Source organism: Phycisphaera sp. (assembly GCA_025916675.1).
Lineage (GTDB): Bacteria > Planctomycetota > Phycisphaerae > Phycisphaerales > UBA1924 > JAHCJI01.
On the sequence record CP098402.1, the window covers coordinates 2,064,588 to 2,081,048 of the forward strand.

General features: G+C 65.9%; 11 protein-coding genes. 6 read left to right on the forward strand and 5 right to left on the reverse strand.

The annotated features are described in order from the left end of the window. Positions 1-142 precede the first annotated feature (142 nt). Both NCW75_08915 and NCW75_08920 read left to right on the forward strand, forming a co-directional pair. Positions 143-2,383, forward strand: coding sequence for a hypothetical protein (locus tag NCW75_08915; GenBank protein UYV11421.1), 2,241 nt, complete (start codon positions 143-145; stop codon positions 2,381-2,383). Then, a complete protein-coding gene (locus NCW75_08920; protein UYV11422.1) occupies positions 2,380-5,415 on the forward strand; it encodes a VWA domain-containing protein in 3,036 nt (1,011 codons plus the stop codon). Before NCW75_08915 ends, NCW75_08920 begins: the two co-directional genes overlap by 4 nt. Before the next feature lie 122 nt (positions 5,416-5,537). On the opposite strand, the gene NCW75_08925 is transcribed toward NCW75_08920, so the two are convergent. Continuing rightward, positions 5,538-6,167, reverse strand: a complete 630-nt coding sequence (locus NCW75_08925; protein ID UYV11423.1) for a hypothetical protein — start codon at positions 6,165-6,167, stop codon at positions 5,538-5,540. Positions 6,168-6,253: 86 nt separating this feature from the next. Then, positions 6,254-8,467 (reverse strand): hypothetical protein, encoded by a 2,214-nt coding sequence (locus NCW75_08930; protein UYV11424.1) that lies wholly within the window; start codon positions 8,465-8,467, stop codon positions 6,254-6,256. Positions 8,468-9,010: 543 nt separating this feature from the next. Here NCW75_08930 and NCW75_08935 point away from each other — a divergent pair. Genes NCW75_08935 through mnmG form a run of 3 tightly spaced genes read left to right on the forward strand, consistent with a single transcriptional unit; the run spans position 9,011 to position 13,100 of the window. Beyond that, positions 9,011-10,474, forward strand: coding sequence for an ATP-binding protein (locus NCW75_08935; GenBank protein UYV11425.1), 1,464 nt, complete (start codon positions 9,011-9,013; stop codon positions 10,472-10,474). Beyond that, positions 10,471-11,151 carry a response regulator transcription factor gene (locus tag NCW75_08940; GenBank protein ID UYV11426.1) on the forward strand — a complete coding sequence of 227 codons (681 nt, stop codon included), beginning with the start codon at positions 10,471-10,473 and terminating at the stop codon, positions 11,149-11,151. The genes NCW75_08935 and NCW75_08940 overlap by 4 nt, the downstream gene beginning before the upstream one ends. 20 nt (positions 11,152-11,171) lie before the next feature. Further along, positions 11,172-13,100, forward strand: a complete 1,929-nt coding sequence (gene mnmG / locus NCW75_08945; protein UYV11427.1) for a tRNA uridine-5-carboxymethylaminomethyl(34) synthesis enzyme MnmG — start codon at positions 11,172-11,174, stop codon at positions 13,098-13,100. 6 nt (positions 13,101-13,106) lie between these two features. On the opposite strand, the gene NCW75_08950 is transcribed toward mnmG, so the two are convergent. From NCW75_08950 to rpsB, 3 genes are all read right to left on the reverse strand, one after another. Beyond that, positions 13,107-13,691, reverse strand: a complete 585-nt coding sequence (locus tag NCW75_08950; protein UYV11428.1) for a hypothetical protein — start codon at positions 13,689-13,691, stop codon at positions 13,107-13,109. Positions 13,692-13,719: 28 nt separating this feature from the next. Beyond that, positions 13,720-14,532 carry a translation elongation factor Ts gene (gene tsf / locus NCW75_08955; GenBank protein ID UYV11429.1) on the reverse strand — a complete coding sequence of 271 codons (813 nt, stop codon included), beginning with the start codon at positions 14,530-14,532 and terminating at the stop codon, positions 13,720-13,722. 95 nt (positions 14,533-14,627) lie between these two features. Further along, positions 14,628-15,494, reverse strand: coding sequence for a 30S ribosomal protein S2 (gene rpsB, locus NCW75_08960; GenBank protein UYV11430.1), 867 nt, complete (start codon positions 15,492-15,494; stop codon positions 14,628-14,630). Between the two features lie 355 nt (positions 15,495-15,849). Here rpsB and NCW75_08965 point away from each other — a divergent pair, with 355 nt between their 5' ends. Beyond that, positions 15,850-16,443: a thioredoxin family protein gene (locus NCW75_08965; protein ID UYV11431.1), complete on the forward strand. Its 594-nt coding sequence runs from the start codon at positions 15,850-15,852 to the stop codon at positions 16,441-16,443. Positions 16,444-16,461 lie beyond the last annotated feature (18 nt).

The following is a 16,461-nucleotide window of genomic DNA, read 5'->3' on the forward strand; positions in this document are numbered from 1 at the left end:
ATGGGCCCAAGCCCAGGGCATGGCCATGAACCCATCAGATCAACAACCCGGTTCTGAAGCACCGCGAACGCGGCGGCTGGCATCCGCGATTGCTCGACGCTGGCGATTGGCCGGCACGCTCTCACTATTGGGAAAATGTCTGGTGGGTGCCGGGGCGGCGGGTCTGGTCTTGGTGCTGTCGGCGCGAGGGCTCGGGCCTGCGACGTGGGCCATCTGGGCCGTCATCGCCCTCGCCCTGGCGGCGGGCGTGCTGGCAGCGGGGTGGGCCCTCTCACGCCGGCCTTCCTTGCGAGCCGCAGCCGCAGCCGCGGATCGGCACGCGAAACTCAAGGACGTGTTGGTCAGTGCCTTGCTGCTGAGCAGCAGGGCGGATGACGAAGACCCGGGTTTTTCCGCGCTGGCCATCGCCCGAGCCGAGTCGGTCGCGCCGGATGTCAAGCCCACCGAGGTCGTGCCCGTGCGGCTGGGCAGGGCGTGGCTCGTGTGGCCGGCCCTCGTGGCCCTCGCGTGCACCGCCGCGGTGTTCGTCCCACCCTGGGGATACCAGCCAACGACCGAGGAGGCCAGCGTTGCCCTGGTCGACGAAGAGCAGGCCGAGCGTGCCCGACAGGGCATCGAGGATCTGGCAACCGCTCTCGAACAGCAAACCGCGGAAATGGACGGCCAGGGAAGCCAAGACCAGGACGAGCGGCTCGAACGACAACTCGAGCGTTTGCGAGAGATCGAGGAAGAACTAACCGCGGGCCAGCGCAAGCCCGAAGAAGCCGTGACCGAGGCAACGGCCGCGGCTACCGAGGCGGCCGAGGCGCTCGAAGAAGCCGCCCGCGAGCGGGAACTGGCCGACGAGGCGCTGCGTGATGCGCTCGCCAACCTTGACCCGACCGGTGACCGTGAACAACTGGACGAGGACTCGCTGCGTGGCGCCGCCGAGCGACTCGCCGAAGCGTTGGAGCGCGGCGACCTCGAACGTGCGGCGGAAGCGGCCGAGGAGTTGAGGCAGCGATCGCAGGATCCACAGGCCGGCGAGCAGGAACGCCGTGAGGCCGCGGAGCGGCTGCGCGAACTGGCCGAGAAGCTCGATCCACAAGCACCCACCGAAGCACAACCCCAAACCGGACAAGCCGAGCAAACCGAACAAGGCGAGCAAGAGCCACCGACGCCCGGCGAGCCCACGGGGGGCGCATCAACCCAACCCGAAGACCAAGACCAGCAAATCCCTCCACCATCACAGACCGAGACTCGCGACGAACAGAGCGAGCAGCAGAACCAAGAAGAGCCTCCCGCCAGCGATCCCGCGTCGGCTGAAACCCAGGACAACGGGGCCCAAGACAACCCCGAAGAACAACGCCGCGAACGAGAGGCCCAGCAGCGCGAGCGGGCCCAACGCGATGCCCAGGAACAACAGCGCGAGTTGGGCGAGTCGGTGCGCGAGGCCGCCGACGAGGTCGAACGCGGCCCAGAGCAACAGCAGGAGCAAGATCAGCAGTCGCGTGGGGGCCAGCCGCAAGAGCAACGCGAGGGCGAATCTGGAGAACAGCCTGGGCAGGAGCAGTCAGGACAAGAGCAAAGCGGGCAAGAACAGCGCGAGCAACAGGGCCAAGAACCAGGACAACAGCAAGGCCAACAGCAGGGCGAGGAGCCAAGCCAGGAGCAAGGGAAAGAGCCCCAGCCGGGGGCAGATCAAACCCAGGAGCAAACCCGGGAGCAAGGCCAGGAGCAGAGCGAGCGGCCCGGTGGTGAGCGGCCCGGCGATCAATCCGCAGAACAACCCGGCGAACAACAGGGCCAGCAAGAGCAAACCAGCGAACAAGGCCTGGCCGAGCGGCTGCGCGAATTGGCCGACCGCCCCGGTGACGCCCAGCGGCAGCAGGAGCAAGCCCAGGAACTCCGCGAGCGGGCCCGTGAAGTGTTCGAACGCATGTCCCCCCAAGAGCAGCAAGACCTGCTCGAACAGCTGCGCGAGCAGCAACAAGGCGGCCAGCCCGAGGGCGAGGATGGCGCCGGTTTATCGCCCTCGATCGAAGGGGACGGCAACCCCTCACCACAGGGCGTCGGCGAGGGCGAGGGCGAGGCCAGTGGCGACCAGCCCCAATCGACCGATCCCTGGCAGCGGGAGCTGATGGACCTGCCCCCGCAAGAGGACGGGGCCGGCCAGGACGGCATGCGCACCGTCGCGGAGTGGTTCGGCGATGGCCGTGACGCACCGGGCGGGCAGGGCCGCACCGTCTCCGACGACGTGCGGCAAGCCGCGCGCGGAGCGCAAGAGGCCATCGAGCGTGAGCGTGTCCCGCAGCGACGCAGCGAGTTCATCCGCCGTGTCTTTGAGCGGTACGCCGAGCAGTTCGCCCGCGAAAAGCCCACTCAGGGTGGTGATGGCTCGTGAGGCAGATCGCCTTCGACAACCACTGGTGGTTGATGGTGGCCATCGCGGCGGTCCCGCTTGGAGTGATGGCCCTGGCTGCCTTCCGAACGATGAGCCGGACCCGGCGGGGGAGCGCCGCAATCGCTCGCGTGGTGCTGTTCTCGCTCCTCGCGCTCGCACTGGCAGGAGCCAGCGGCATCCGCCAGAGCGATCGCATGGCCGTCGTGGTCGTGGCCGACGTGTCGGGATCGGTGCTGCGATACGGGCCCGCGGCCGAGGGCCAGGAAGGCGCGCCCACACTCGCGATGCGCCGATTCATCGAGGCCTCGGGCCAGGCCCGCGGCAGCGAAGACCTGCTGGGCGTGGTCGCCTTTGCCGACGACCCGCTGCCCGTGTTCTCGCCAACGGCCGGCCCGGTCGCCGACCGAGCGTTGCCCGAACTACCCGATGGTGGGACGAACATCGCCGCGGCGCTCAACGCGGCGGCGGCGATGATCCCACCCGATGCCGCCGGCCGGATCGTGCTGATCTCCGATGGCAACCAGACGGTCGGGAACGCGCTCGAAGCGGCCGATCGACTCGCACGCGCTCGGGCGCTGGGCGAGGGTGCCCGGGGCGGGCTCCCGATCGACACCGTGGCGATCGACTACCGCGTGCAGCGAGAGGTCCTGGTCGAGTTCGTTGACGCGCCGCCGCGAGCCGCGCGAGGCAGCACGGTGCCCATCCGCATCGGGCTGCGCTCGACATCGCCCGCGGCCGGGACATTGCGGTTGCTGATGGACGGCCGGGACATCGGCGTGCAGCGGCGCGTCCTGCTCGACGCGGGCCGCAGCGCCGAGGTGTTCGAGGTGCCGCTGCCCGAGGGACGGATCCACCGATTCGAGGCCGTGTTCGAGCCCGAAGAGCAGGAAGGGCTGGTCGCCGACACCACGCTCGCCAACAACAGCGGAGAGGCGTTCACGATCTCGCCCGGCGACGGCTCGGTGCTCATCGTCCACCGACCCGGAAGCACCGAGAGCGACACGCTGGCGAGCACGCTTGAGGGATTGGACCTGGCCATCGAGCAGCGCCCCCCGCTGGGGGTGCCGACCGATCTCGTCGGACTGGAAGCGTACGACCTGATCATCCTGGCTGGCGTCGGCGCCGACGAGGTACCAACCGACGCGCAAGCAGCGATCGCGAGTTTTGTCACCCAACTCGGCGGCGGGCTGGTCATGATGGGCGGGCAACGCTCCTTTGGGTCGGGCGGCTGGCGCGGCTCGCCGATCGAACCCATCCTGCCGGTCCACCTCGACCTGCCACAGCTCGTGCAAACCCCCGAAGTCGCCATCGCCATCGTGCTCGACAATTCCGGGAGCATGAACCGCAGCGTGCTCGGGTCGTCCAGGTCGCAGCAGCAGATCGCCAACGAGGCAGCGGCGATCGCCGTGCTGAACCTGCACGCGTCCGACCAGGTGTGCGTGATCTCATTCAACAGCTCGACCAGGCTGGTCGTGCCGATTGCGCCCAATGCCAACCCGCGCAAGACCGCCCAGACGATCCGATCGATCCCCTCGGGTGGCGGCACGCGCGTCGGTCCGGCGTTGCGAATGGCCGCCGAACAGCTTGGCAGCGTCGACGCCAAGAGCCGCCACATCATCGTGCTCACCGACGGGCTCTCGATGGATGCCGACGTGCTCCCCAGCCTCGCAAAGCAGATTCGCGGGCAGGACATCACCATCAGCACCATCGCCGTGGGCGACAGCGCCGACACCGAATCGATGAAGAAGGTCGCCGAAGCCGCCGACGGCACGTTCTACAATGTCGTGAACCCGAACGTGCTGCCCCAGGTGTTCCTGAGCGAGGTACAGGTTACCCGAACGCCGCTGGTACGCGAAGGGGACATCACGCCAGTTGTGCTCCCGACCCCATCACCGGCCACGGCCGGGCTGCCCACACCCCCACCGCTCACGGGAATCAACCTCACACGCGCCAAGCAGGAACCAACCATCACGCTGGCCATGGCCACCCGCCAGGGCGAGCCGCTGCTCGCCCATTGGAACGCCGGCGTTGGTCAGGTCGCCGCGTTCACTTCCGACTCCCAGCAATGGGCCAAGCGGTGGATCGATTGGCCCGGCTACGAGCAATTCTGGGGACAGTTGGTCCGCTCTATGAGCCGGAGCACCGAAGACTCGGGCCTGACGATGCGTGTGCAGCAGGAAGACGGTCGCATCCGGCTCGAGGTCGAAGCCATCGACGACACCGGCGCGACCGGGGACGCGATCTCCGCGTTGGCAACCGTGTACGACCCACAGGGCCGGAGCGTCGAAACCAGCTTCACGCAGGTCGGCCCCGGGACCTATGAAGCGACCGCGACCGCGGATGACCCCGGCTCGTATGTCGTGGTGGTGCGCCCGACACGCGACGGTCGGGGGCTGCCACCGATGCTCGCCGGCGTATCGGTTTCGGGTGGGCAGGAGTATCGCATGCTGGCCTCGGATGTGGACCGGCTCGAAGCGATCGCCCGGGCAACCGGCGGGCGGGTGCTGAGCTTCGCAGAGGCGAGCCGGGTGTTCGATCGCGGGGACATCGGCCCCAGCGAGGCCCGAAGCCCGCTGTGGCGGCTGTTGTTGGCATGGGCGCTCGCCGTGCTCGTGCTCGACATCGGCACTCGACGCGTAGCCTGGGACCGGCTGGTCAGCAGCGCCTTCGGGGCCGAGTGGCTCCGCGCAACCGCCGTACTCGGCAAGCAGGGCAAGGGCGCGGCCACCGCCGTCGGCACGCTCCGGGAGAGCGGCGGCGCGAAGGGTGACCAACGCGTCAGGCGAGCGCGAGGCGGCGACGTTGACGTCTCCGCGACAGAGTCGGATGCACAGCGGTCGGCCCACGAAGCCCAGCAACGCATCTTGCGTGCCCGCGCCGAGAGGATGGCAACCCAAGCCGCGCCCCCACCGCAACCGCACGACACCGCCAAGCCCGACGTCGACCCCGCAACCAAGCCGACCGATGACACATCGAACGAGAGCGGGTTGCTGGCCGCCAAACGCCGGGCCCGCCAGCGTTTCGAAGACTGACCAGCAGAGCCCTATACGGTTCGCACACGCCGAATAAAGACGCCCCGTGGCCTCTCGACCACGGGGCGTGATAGACGAATCATGGGGTCCCACGATCAGGGATCGCGGGGCAGTAACAGGCGTTAGTTGCCCGAGACCTGACCCGAGCTGGCGTCGAGAGCGACGGCAACTTCTTCTTCCTGCGGGCTGAAGCGACGGATCTGGGCGGCGACCTCGTCGAGGATGCCGGCCTTGGTCTGCTCGCTCAGCGTCTCGTTCTGGGCCAGCAGGGTGCTGATCTTGTCGGCGTCGAACGCCTTGATGCCCGCGGCGTCGGCCAGGGCCGACTCCTGCGCGATGCGATTGGCATCGACGCGCTCGGGCAGCTCGGGCGTGCCGAACCAGATCTTGACCTTGCTCAGATCCATGGCCTTCTCGCCGGTGATGTCAGCGCCGACGACGGCGACAACATAGCCCGAGCGGTAGCCGACGTTCATGCGCTCGGCGGTGGTGTCACCGACGTAGAGCACGGGCTCGGCGCTCTGGCGCGGGTACACCAGATCGGGGTTGACCTTCAGGACGAGGATGTAGCCGCTGTCCACGACAGGACGCTCGGCTCGCCACGTGCTGACCTCACCCCGGTCAAGGGTGAAGGGCTGGGCGAAGACGATGTCCTGCACGGCCGCCGGAGTGGCGGGCACCTGCGGGGGAGCGGCGATGACGACGGCGGCAGCCAGGGCGGACGCCGCGAGAGTTGTGTTCAGAAACTTCATGGTCTTCAAACTCCGATGTTGATCGGTGATGGTTCAGTTTCGTTCACGCCATGACTCGGCGTGAAACCCGACACGATGCGACGTGATTAGCGGAGCAACTCCAGGTCATCGAAGCCAATACGGCCGCGAGACGTGCCGAAGGACGGCCCGAACTCGAAGCGAACGGCATCGATGTTGGTCAGGTCGAGGGTCACGCCATCACGCAGGAAGTCCTGGATGTTGATGCGGTACGTCTCGAACTCGTTGGCCCAACCCACGCCCGAGCCAGCGCCCGTGCGGGGGAACGGCTCGTTCAGGCCGGCGCCACCGTAGGCACCGATGTTGATCGAGCTGGTGTTGCCGTCGCCGTCGCGCACGGTGACCGTGAAGGTCTGGTTGGCGGTAATAGCGATCGTGTCCGGGTCACGGGTGCCCTGGCATGCACGGAAGCTCAGGATGCCGTACTGCGTCCAATCGCTGAACTGAGCGGTGCCCAGCAGGTCCCACTCGAGGAAGCGATCGCTGGTGTAATCGAACACGATGCCGCGGTGCTGATCCTGGCTGTTGTCAGCGCGGGTCATGCCGTTCATCGGGTCACTGGCCACGGCCGTGAACGACGTGTTGTTGTCGTCCAGGCGTCCTTCGGTCAAGCTGCCGACATTGAAGCTCACCGTTGCGCCAGAGCTGGCGATCGTCGAGGACGTCTGGCTCTGGAAGTCATCGATGATGGTCTTCTGCGACAGGTCGAACGCCGCCTTGTACTCGTTGACCACGTTGGTGGACTCACGAACGCCCAGGGGTCGGGTCGACTCCTTCTCGCGCTGGACAAACTCCATCGCAACGTCGTTGCCACGGACCGCGTCCTGGATCAGCACGAGCCAGGCAATCTTGGCGACCTGCTGCGCCTCGGCGCGACCGATCTGCAACGCGGCCGGACCGGTGTAATCGTTGAAGCCGCAGCAGTTGAAGTCGTTGTGATCAGCACCCAGCACATACGTGTTGGTGCGCTGGTTGTCACCGACGTCGTTGTTCGCACGCTCGTAGATGGCAAAGTACTGCACGATGGGCGTGGTCGGCCCGCCGTTCACGTCGCCGTCGCCCGAGCCGGCGATGTGGTGGTGGTTCGAACCGTGCGGGTTCGAGCGGCTGGTCAGCAGGAAGTCGGTCGGCGCGATGCTCGACACCAGGTTGATGTCGCTCAGGGCGTAGTTGACCGGGTTGTACGCACCGTCGAGGATCTTGTCGTACGCGCGGGCGACGCCTTCGCCACCACGGCTGTGGCCGATCCAGGAGGTGTTGCTCTTGTCCAGGCGGCCGTTGAGCACGCCGCCGGCGATGGTGCCCAGGTTGCCCCAGAAGTAATCGGTGTGGCGCAGGATGGTCTCGCTGGCCGTCTCGATGCCGGGGACGGTGTCGTTCTGGTGGCTCATGACGACCCAGCCATGGCTGGCGAAGTGGTCGTGCATGTAGTCATACCAGCGGTAGTCCTGGCCGTTGCCGTGAGCGATGATCACCACGGGCACGTCGGTCCGGCTGGCGATGTCGCTCGGGTAGGTCAGGCGCTGCTGGTTGCGCGACCCGGGGATGCCCGGGAAGCTCGCGGTGTAGGTGTCCACGCGGGTGCGGGCGGCCGGGCCCAGCGTGGTCAGGTCCTTGAACAGCCACATTCCGGGGCCGTCCAGACCATCGATGATGTCACCGCCGCTCAACTCACCGTTGCCGTCGACGTCGATCACGACGTCGTAGGGCACGCCGAGGTTCTCGCCCGCGTCGGCGTTCAGGAAGGCCACGCCGCCGATGTCAACCTTGTTGTCATCGGTCGAGGGGCCACCGCTGAAGGTGCCCGGCTGGGGAAGGCCGCGAGCGTCGACCAGCGACGGATCGGCGTCCCACTCGGCAGCCGTCTTGTGGTCGACGATATAAATGTCGACCGAACCGGCGGGGGGAGTGGTCACGCCCGGGTCGATGGCGACGGTGAACGTACGACCCTCGCTGAACGCCTTGACGTAGTCAGCGAAGGGATACTCGCTCAGCGACTCGGCGGCCAGCTCGGCCGAGATGACGTCGCCCGAGGGGCAGCCCAGCACGAACTCGTTCTGGAACGCGAGGAAGTCGAAAATGTCCAGGCGGCCGTTGCCGTCGAAGTCGGCCCGCAGGTCGCCCGCGCCGAACAGGTTCTGGAACTCAAGGAAGTCGAAGACGGTCAACTCGCCGTCCCCGTCAAGGTCAGCTCGGCATGTGCCCTGGGCGTTCGCTGCTCCAGCGAAAACCAGGCCAGCCGCTGCGGCCAAGATGGCCGCGCGACGGAATTGCATCGGCATAGGTGCTCTCCTCTGTGATTGGTGCTCTCGGATCTCTCAGTACCGTATCCGCACGTTCAGTGTACCAGCAACCCCTCCAAATGGGAGGGAAAAACGTTGGTTTTGAGGAATTGGAAAGGTTCTGGGACCAAACAGCCCGCAGCCTATCCATCGCCCTCTCACACTTTGTACAAAGCACGAGCGGGCTCCGTTACCCTCGTCTGGAGTGCAGGATGGGCACATTAATCTGGGAATAAAAATACATTAATACCCTTACGGGATACTATTAATCATATGGGATAACCCTAGAACCCCAGCGGGGCCGAATGGGTGCTGATTGAATACGCATGATCGGGTCAGGATTCCGAGTACAGCATAATGGCAACGAACAACCGACAACTTGAGTCAACATCAGTGAACGCTGCGAGCGACTCGTTCGAGCGGCTGTCGGCCGGAAACACCGACGCCGTGTTCGGTATTCGTTCAGATTCCGGGAGAGCTACCTTAACCTGGCTCAACGCAGCGGCCCGTCGAGACCTCCCCACTCTCACCCTTGATGATGACATGGATCTCGACGCCGCCCTCGAGATATTCCAAGTGGATGAGCAGACGCGGTTGGGGGCCCGGGATGCGATCGAGAACAACACGAGTTTTCGCTCCCAACCCAGCAATCGCTCGCCAAACAGCTCTCGTGCCGCAGAGAGCGTTGAAGTTCTTCCCGATCATCTCGCCGGCGATGGGCACTTTGCCCTCATCGTCCGCCGGCAGAACCCAGCTGTTGGTTATGGACTCAACCTGCTCGACATCCAGCCGGCGGCCGACACCATGGATCTCTTGGTGCGAGCCCTCGACGCGTTGTCGGCCGAGGTGGCGCTGCTCGACGCCTCGGGACGCATCGTTGCCGTCAATCGTGCGTGGCGGGACTTCGCCCGGCTCAACGGCTTTGAAAGCGAAGACGCCGGGGTTGGCACGAATTACCTTGCCATCTGTGATGGTGCCGAGGGAACGGCGGAGACCGAAGCCCACACCATCGCGTCTGGACTCCGCTCGGTGCTGTCTGGACAACAGTCGGCGACATACGTGGAGTACCCGTGCGACAGCCCCGACGAGCAGCGTTGGTTCCAGGTGCGCGCCTCGGGATTCGATTGGGAAGGCCGCCGCTACGCTGTCGTCTCGCACGAGTCGCTCACCGAATCGAAGCGTACAGAGCAACGGCATCGAGAGCAACTCGACGAGATGGCCCACCAGTGGCAGATGAGCTCGCTCGGCGAATTGGCCAGCGGCATCGCGCATGAATTAAACCAGCCATTGGGTGCGATCACAAACTACATGAACGGTTGCCTCCGCCGCCTGGAAGCCGGCACGATCGATCGCGAGCAACTCATTAAGACCGCACGCGAGTGCGCCGAACTCGCGGAGTTTGCCGGCGGAATTATCAAGCGGATGCGCGGGTTTGCCTCGCATAACAAGTGCCAGTACCAACCCATTTCCTTTAACGACACGATCGCTAAAGCGATGCAATTCTTCAAAGCCGGGCCGGAGAGTGGCAAGGTGCGGCTCAGTATCGAATTGGCACGCGATCTTCCGCGAGTGCGGGCCGATGAGGTGCAGATCCAGCAGGTCGCACTCAATCTGGTGCGCAACGCCAGTGATTCGGTCCGTGAGTGCGGCTGCGCACCGGCTCGGGTGCAAGTCACCACGTTCCTCGATGGCGAGGGCATGGTGTGCCTGGCGGTGGCCGACAATGGGCGGGGGCTGCCCAATGGAGTCGAGAATCGATTGTTCGAGCCATTTTTCTCAACCAAGACGAAGGGGATGGGCCTCGGCCTATCCATCAGCAAGACCATCGCCGAGGTGCATGGCGGACGTTTAACTGCCCGCAACGTGCCCGATGGTGGCGCCGTGTTCGAGCTCAGACTGCCGCCGCTCAAGCGGCCGGCGGGCCTGTCCGACGAGTCCGCGGCGTGCCGGAGCGGGACGATCGCTCCCACCAACATCCGATCCAAGAGCCAAGGAGGCGCACTATGAGCCAAGTCCATACCGACGACCCCACCACCACGAAAGCCGCAACGGTATTCGTAGTCGACGACGACCCTTCGATGCGTGACTCGATGCGTTGGCTGATCGAATCGGTCGGCCTGAAGGTCGAGCCATTCGCCAACGCCGACGCGTTCCTCGAGCAGTTCTCGGGCGACGAGCCCGGCTGCCTCGTCCTCGACGTGCGCATGCCCGGCACCAGCGGCATGGAGTTGCTCGACATGCTCAAGAGCCGCGGCGTCGAACTTCCCATCATCATGATCAGCGGTCATGGTGACGTGCCGATGGCCGTTCAGGCGCTCAAGCGGGGCGCCATCGACTTCCTCGAGAAGCCGTTCCGCGACCAGGAGCTGCTCGAGCAGATCGCCCGGGCGATCGACGTCGACGAGGACCGGCGCAAGAAGGCCGCCAGCGTTGCGGGCATCCACTCCCGCCTCGAGAAGCTGACGCCGCGCGAGCGCGAGGTCATGGAGCTCGTCGTCGCGGGTTATGCCAATAAGCAGGTGGCCGCCAAGCTGGGCCTGAGCGAGAAGACCATCGAGGTCCACCGCTCGCGCGTCATGAGCAAGATGAAGGCCCGGACCCTGCCGTGCCTGGTCAAGATGGCCGTCGCCGTGGGCGTGGCCGAGGCCACCGATTGCGCCGAGCAGGACACCAGCACGGTCTGATCGCTCATAGACTTGGGCCCATGAGCGAGCGTCCCGATCACACTCCAGAATTCGCGGTTGTCGTCATCGGCGGCGGGCACGCGGGCGTCGAGGCCGCGTGGGCCGCCGCCAATCTGTTGGGCCGCGAGCGATCGGTGGCCCTGGTGACCCTGCGCGCCGACACCATCGGCGCAATGAGTTGCAACCCGGCCATCGGCGGGCTGGCCAAGGGCCAACTGGTCAACGAGATCGACGCCCTCGGCGGGCTCATGGGCCTGGCGGCCGACGCCACCGGCATCAATTTCGCGCTGCTCAACCGCAGCCGCGGGCCGGCGGTGCGTGGCCCGCGTACCCAGAGCGACAAGCACGCGTACGCGCGGGCGATCCGGTCGATGGTCGCCTCCCGCCCCGAAATCGTGATCTATGAGGCGGCCGTCGAGAACTTCGTTCTGGATGGCGACCGTGTTGTGGGCGTGCGACTCGGCCCGGGCACCGGCGAGAACCACGACTTTCCCAGCGAGCTGCGCGCCAGCGCGGTCGTGCTCACGACCGGCACCTTCATGCGCGGGTTGATGCACACTGGTGAACAGAAGACCGCCGGCGGTCGACACGGCGAGGGGCCCGCCGTTGGCATCTCCGCCGAGCTGACACGGTTGGGCTTCGAGCTCGGCCGCCTCCGCACGGGAACGCCACCGCGGCTCAAGAAGTCGACCATCGAGTGGGACCGCCTGGAAGATCAGCCGCCCGACGAGATGCCCGAGCCATTCAGCGCTTTGACGCCATTGTCGGGTTCCGATGGGCCGGGCTGGTCTGTTGATGATGTTCGAGCGCCCCGATTCCCAGTGCTCACGCCAACGCCTTGCAAGAAGACCTGCACCACGCCCGAAGCCCACGAGTTCGTGCGGCAGAATCTGCACCGCGCGCCCATGTTCCGTGGAGACCTCGCGGCGGGCCCGCGTTATTGCCCGAGCATCGAGGACAAGGTGCATCGTTTCGCGGAGCGCACGTCGCACACCGTGTTCCTCGAGCCCGAGAGCCTCGAGTGCGACTCGGTCTATTGCAACGGCATCGCCACGAGCCTGCCCGTCGACGTGCAGGAGGTGGTGGTGCGCACCTTGCCGGGGTGTGCGAACGCTCAAGTGTATCAGTGGGGGTACGCCGTCGAGTACGACATGGTGCGACCGCACCAGATCGAGGCGACCGGGCGCACGAAACGCTACGACGGGCTTTTCCTGGCGGGGCAGATCAACGGCACCAGCGGCTACGAGGAAGCGGCGGCCCAGGGGCTGGTCGCCGGCGTGAACGCGGCGCTGCTGGCAACCGGCCGCGAGCCGAGCTTCGTGCTTGGGCGCGACGAGGCCTACATCGGGGTCCTGATGGACGACCTGGTGACGCGCACGCCAGTAGAACCCTACCGCATGTTCACCAGCCGTGCGGAGTACCGGTTGCTGCTGCGGAGCGACAATGCCACGGAGCGACTCACGCCCAGGGCCGCTGAGCTTGGAATGCTCTCGACCACGCAACTCGGGAGGCAACGGATCGATTCGTTCAACGAACGCCAGCGGGAAACTGAGGCGTTGCGCGCGGCGGTGGCATCGGCAAGGGTTGACGGGCACCCGATGGCCCACGCCCTGCGCTGGCCGCAATACGACGATGCCCAATTCCAACGTGACGTGTCGACCCAGGCGAACCGCACGTTTGACCCGCGCGTGCTTCGGATGGTGTCGGCCGAGATCCGTTACGAGCCCTACATCCAACGCCAGGCGGGCGACGTGAAGCGGCAGCGTGAGATGGAACAAAAACGCATCCCAACGCACGTCGACTATCTCACGATGACGAGCCTGCGAACCGAGGCCCGCCAGTCGCTCGATCGCTTCAGGCCCGCGACGTTTGGCCAGGCCTCACGGCTCGAGGGAGTCACACCGGCGGATCTCACGCTGCTCACCGTGTTGGTGTCGCGGCAGGGCTGAGCGCCGCTAGCTCTTCTGGCGGCCCTCGATCACCGCGGTGAGCACGCCGATGCCGATGAGCATGAGGTCGTCGAGTTGCTCGTGGTCGTCGAGCACCGCGATCCCCAGCTTGAAGACGAACGGGTTGAAGTGCTGCCGGAAGGTCGCGATCTCCCGGCCACCGGTGTCGCGCAGGTGATACTTCTGGGGCATGAACGCGGCCGCGGCGTCGATGCCCCGGCGCAACAGGGCGCGGAACACCGAATCCTCCTGGAGCATGCCGAGCGGCGTGTCGCTCTCATCGAACACGAGGTACTCATCGCGAACGAACGTGCTCTTGAGGCCCTTCCGGCGGAGCGAGCCGATCGACTGGCCGTTGGGCAGTCTCATGTCGTAGGTGGCCCCGAAGTCAATGACCTGGCGGGCCTTGATGCGCAGCAGTTCGGTCTCGCGGGATCGATCGGTGAAGACGACGATCTCTTCCTTGAACTTGAAGAGCTTCTGGCGGCAGTAGCCGACCATCTGGCCCTGGTGGTCGGTAATAAAAAACTGCGGGACAAGGTCGAAGACCTTGGCCCGGATGGTGTACTGCTCGGTTGGATGGTTGGCCATGAGGCCAGGATATTAGGACGGGATCGAGTTACTCGGCGGTCTCGCCGACAACCCAACGCTCGAAGTGGACCAGCTTGCCCTTGGAGCCGATCAGGTCCTTGATCTTGGTGCTGGGGTCCTTGACAAAGGGCTGCTCGACCAGAGCGATGGTCTCGAAGAACTTGCGCATGCCGCCCTCGACCATCATCTCGGCGATCTCGGCGTTCTTGCCGCTCTCCATGGCCTGCTCGAGGCGGAACTTGCGCTCCTTTTCGACCAGTTCCTGGGGCACGTCCTCGGGGTTCACACCCTGGGGCACCGGCACGGCGGCGACGATGTGCATGCAAATGTCCTTGAGGACGGACGCATCGATGTCGCCCTCGGCCTGCAGCAGCACGCCGGTCTTGCCGTCATGGTGGACGTACGAGGCGAACGTGCCGCCCTTGAGGGCCTTGCCGCGGGCATAGCTGATGTTCTCGCCCGTGGTGATGCGGATCTCGTCGATGTCGCCGCTAGCCGATTCTGGCAGCGCGACGTCTCCCGCGGGCTCGTCCTTCACGGTACCGGCGATGTCGCTGATGATCTGCACGAACTTTTCGTTCTTGGCGGTGAAGTCCGTCTCGGAACGCAGTTCGACGATGGCGGCCTTGTCGCCGTCGATGGCGATGCCGATGCGGCCCTCGCCCGCCGCGCGGTCGGTGCGGGTCTCCATCTTGCCCTTGAGCTTCTTGCGCAGGAGTTCCTCGGCGGCCTCCTGGCTGCCACCGGCCTCGGTGAGGGCCTTCTTGCACTCCATCATGGAGAGGCCCGTCTTTTGACGCAGCTTCATGACGTCTTTGGCGCTGACTTCGACTTGTGCCATGCTCTGTCTTCTCCGGCTCTTTGGGCCAGCACCTTGTCGGTGCCGGTGAAAATCGTGTGGTTGGCGGTCGGGCCGCGTGCGGCCTGGACGGGTAATTAGCTCTCGGACGACGCGGCGGCGGGCTGGTCGGCCTTGCCTTCGGCTGGCGCTGGGGCTGCCTCGGGCGCCGGCGCGGGGGCGTCGGCCGAGTACTGCGACCGGCGGCTGCGGCGGCGGGGCTGCTCGCCAGCGGCCTCATCCTTCTCGGTGGCCGCCTCGCTCACGCCGCGGCCCTGCTTGCCCTCGGCGATGGCCTTGCACAGCTCGCGGATGATCACGTCGATCGATCGCATGCTGTCGTCGTTGCCAGGGATGGGGATGTCGACCACGTCGGGGTCGCCGTCGGTGTCGATCAGGGCGATCGTGGGGATGCCCAACTTGCGGGCCTCGCGGATGGCGGTCATCTCGCGCTTCACGTCGACGACCATCAGGGCGCCCGGCAGCTTGTCCATCGCGCGGACGCCGTCGAGGTTGCGGCGGATCTTGGTCATCTCGCGGCGGAGCTGGCTCTCCATCTTCTTGGAGTAGCTGGCGAAGTTGTCGTCCTGCTCGATCGCCTCGAGCTCTTCGAGCCGCTTCAGCCGCGTGCGGATGGTGCGGAAGTTGGTGAGCATGCCGCCGAGCCATCGCTCGGTCACGCAGTGCATGCCCACGTCTTTGGCACGCTCCTCCAGGATGTCCTTGGCTTGGCGCTTGGTGCCCACGAAGCACACGTCCTTGCCCTCGGACACCGTCTTGGCAAGGAACCGCTTGGCCAGCAGCAGGCCCTTGACGGTCTCCTTGATGTCGATGACGTGCAGCCCGTTGCGGCGGTCGTAGATGTAGCGGTTCATCTTCGGGTTCCAGGCGCTGCTGCGCTGCCCGAAGTGGATGCCCGCTTCGATGAGGTCCTTGACGAGGGAGTTCTCGGTTGTCTCGGCCATTGGAGGGAGCCTTTCGTGCAGCGACACCGGCGGGAAGCGTGGCCCGAACCCCGCCAGCGGCACATGCCGCCAACGAGATGCCCCGCCCAGGGCGCTTATGGGGGCGGCCGGAATTGGCCGCACCAGAATCAAGAATCGCCGGCCCCCAAACCACCAACACTCCCCAGAACGAACAGGGGGCTCTTGGATTCGGGTTTGCCCGCGTCGGCACCTTCGGACCACCGTGCCGAGGCGAAGTATAGCCATCGGCCCGAAGCCGTCCTGCCTTCTATAGACGTCTCGGGGTTGGGCCATATGCTCCCGAGCGGCCCGTTCGTACCCGGCTCGCCCGCCACGCCCCTCCGGAGACCAACCCATGCCCCCCGTCGAATCGACCATGCTGCCCCTGGGCTCACCGGCACCGAACTTCTCCCTGCTGGACTACTCGGGCGTCAGCGCCCCCGGCACGGTCATCGACCTCGAGAGCTTCCAAGGCGCCAAGGTGCTGGTGGTGGCCTTCATCTGCAACCACTGCCCCTTCGTCAAGCACATCATGGACGAGCTGGCCCGCCTGGGGCACGACTGCACCCGCAAGGGCGTGGCCTTCGTCGCCATCATGCCCAATGACGTGGACACCCACCCCGACGACGCCCCCGAGAAGATGGCCGAGGTCGCCAAGAAGCACGGCTTTGAGTTCCCGTACATCTACGACGCCGACCAATCGGTGGCCAAGGCGTATCGGGCCGCCTGCACGCCCGATTTCTACGTGTTCGACGCCAACTTCGAGCTGGCATATCGAGGCCAGCTCGACGACAGCCGCCCGGGCACCGACGAGCCGGTGACCGGTCGCGACCTGCGGATGGCCATCGAGGCGGTCATGACCGGGCAGGAGATAGAGACCAACCAGAAGCCCAGCATCGGCTGCTCGATCAAATGGAAGCCCGGCAACGAGCCGGAATACGCCCGATAGAGCACGGGTTCCGTGAAT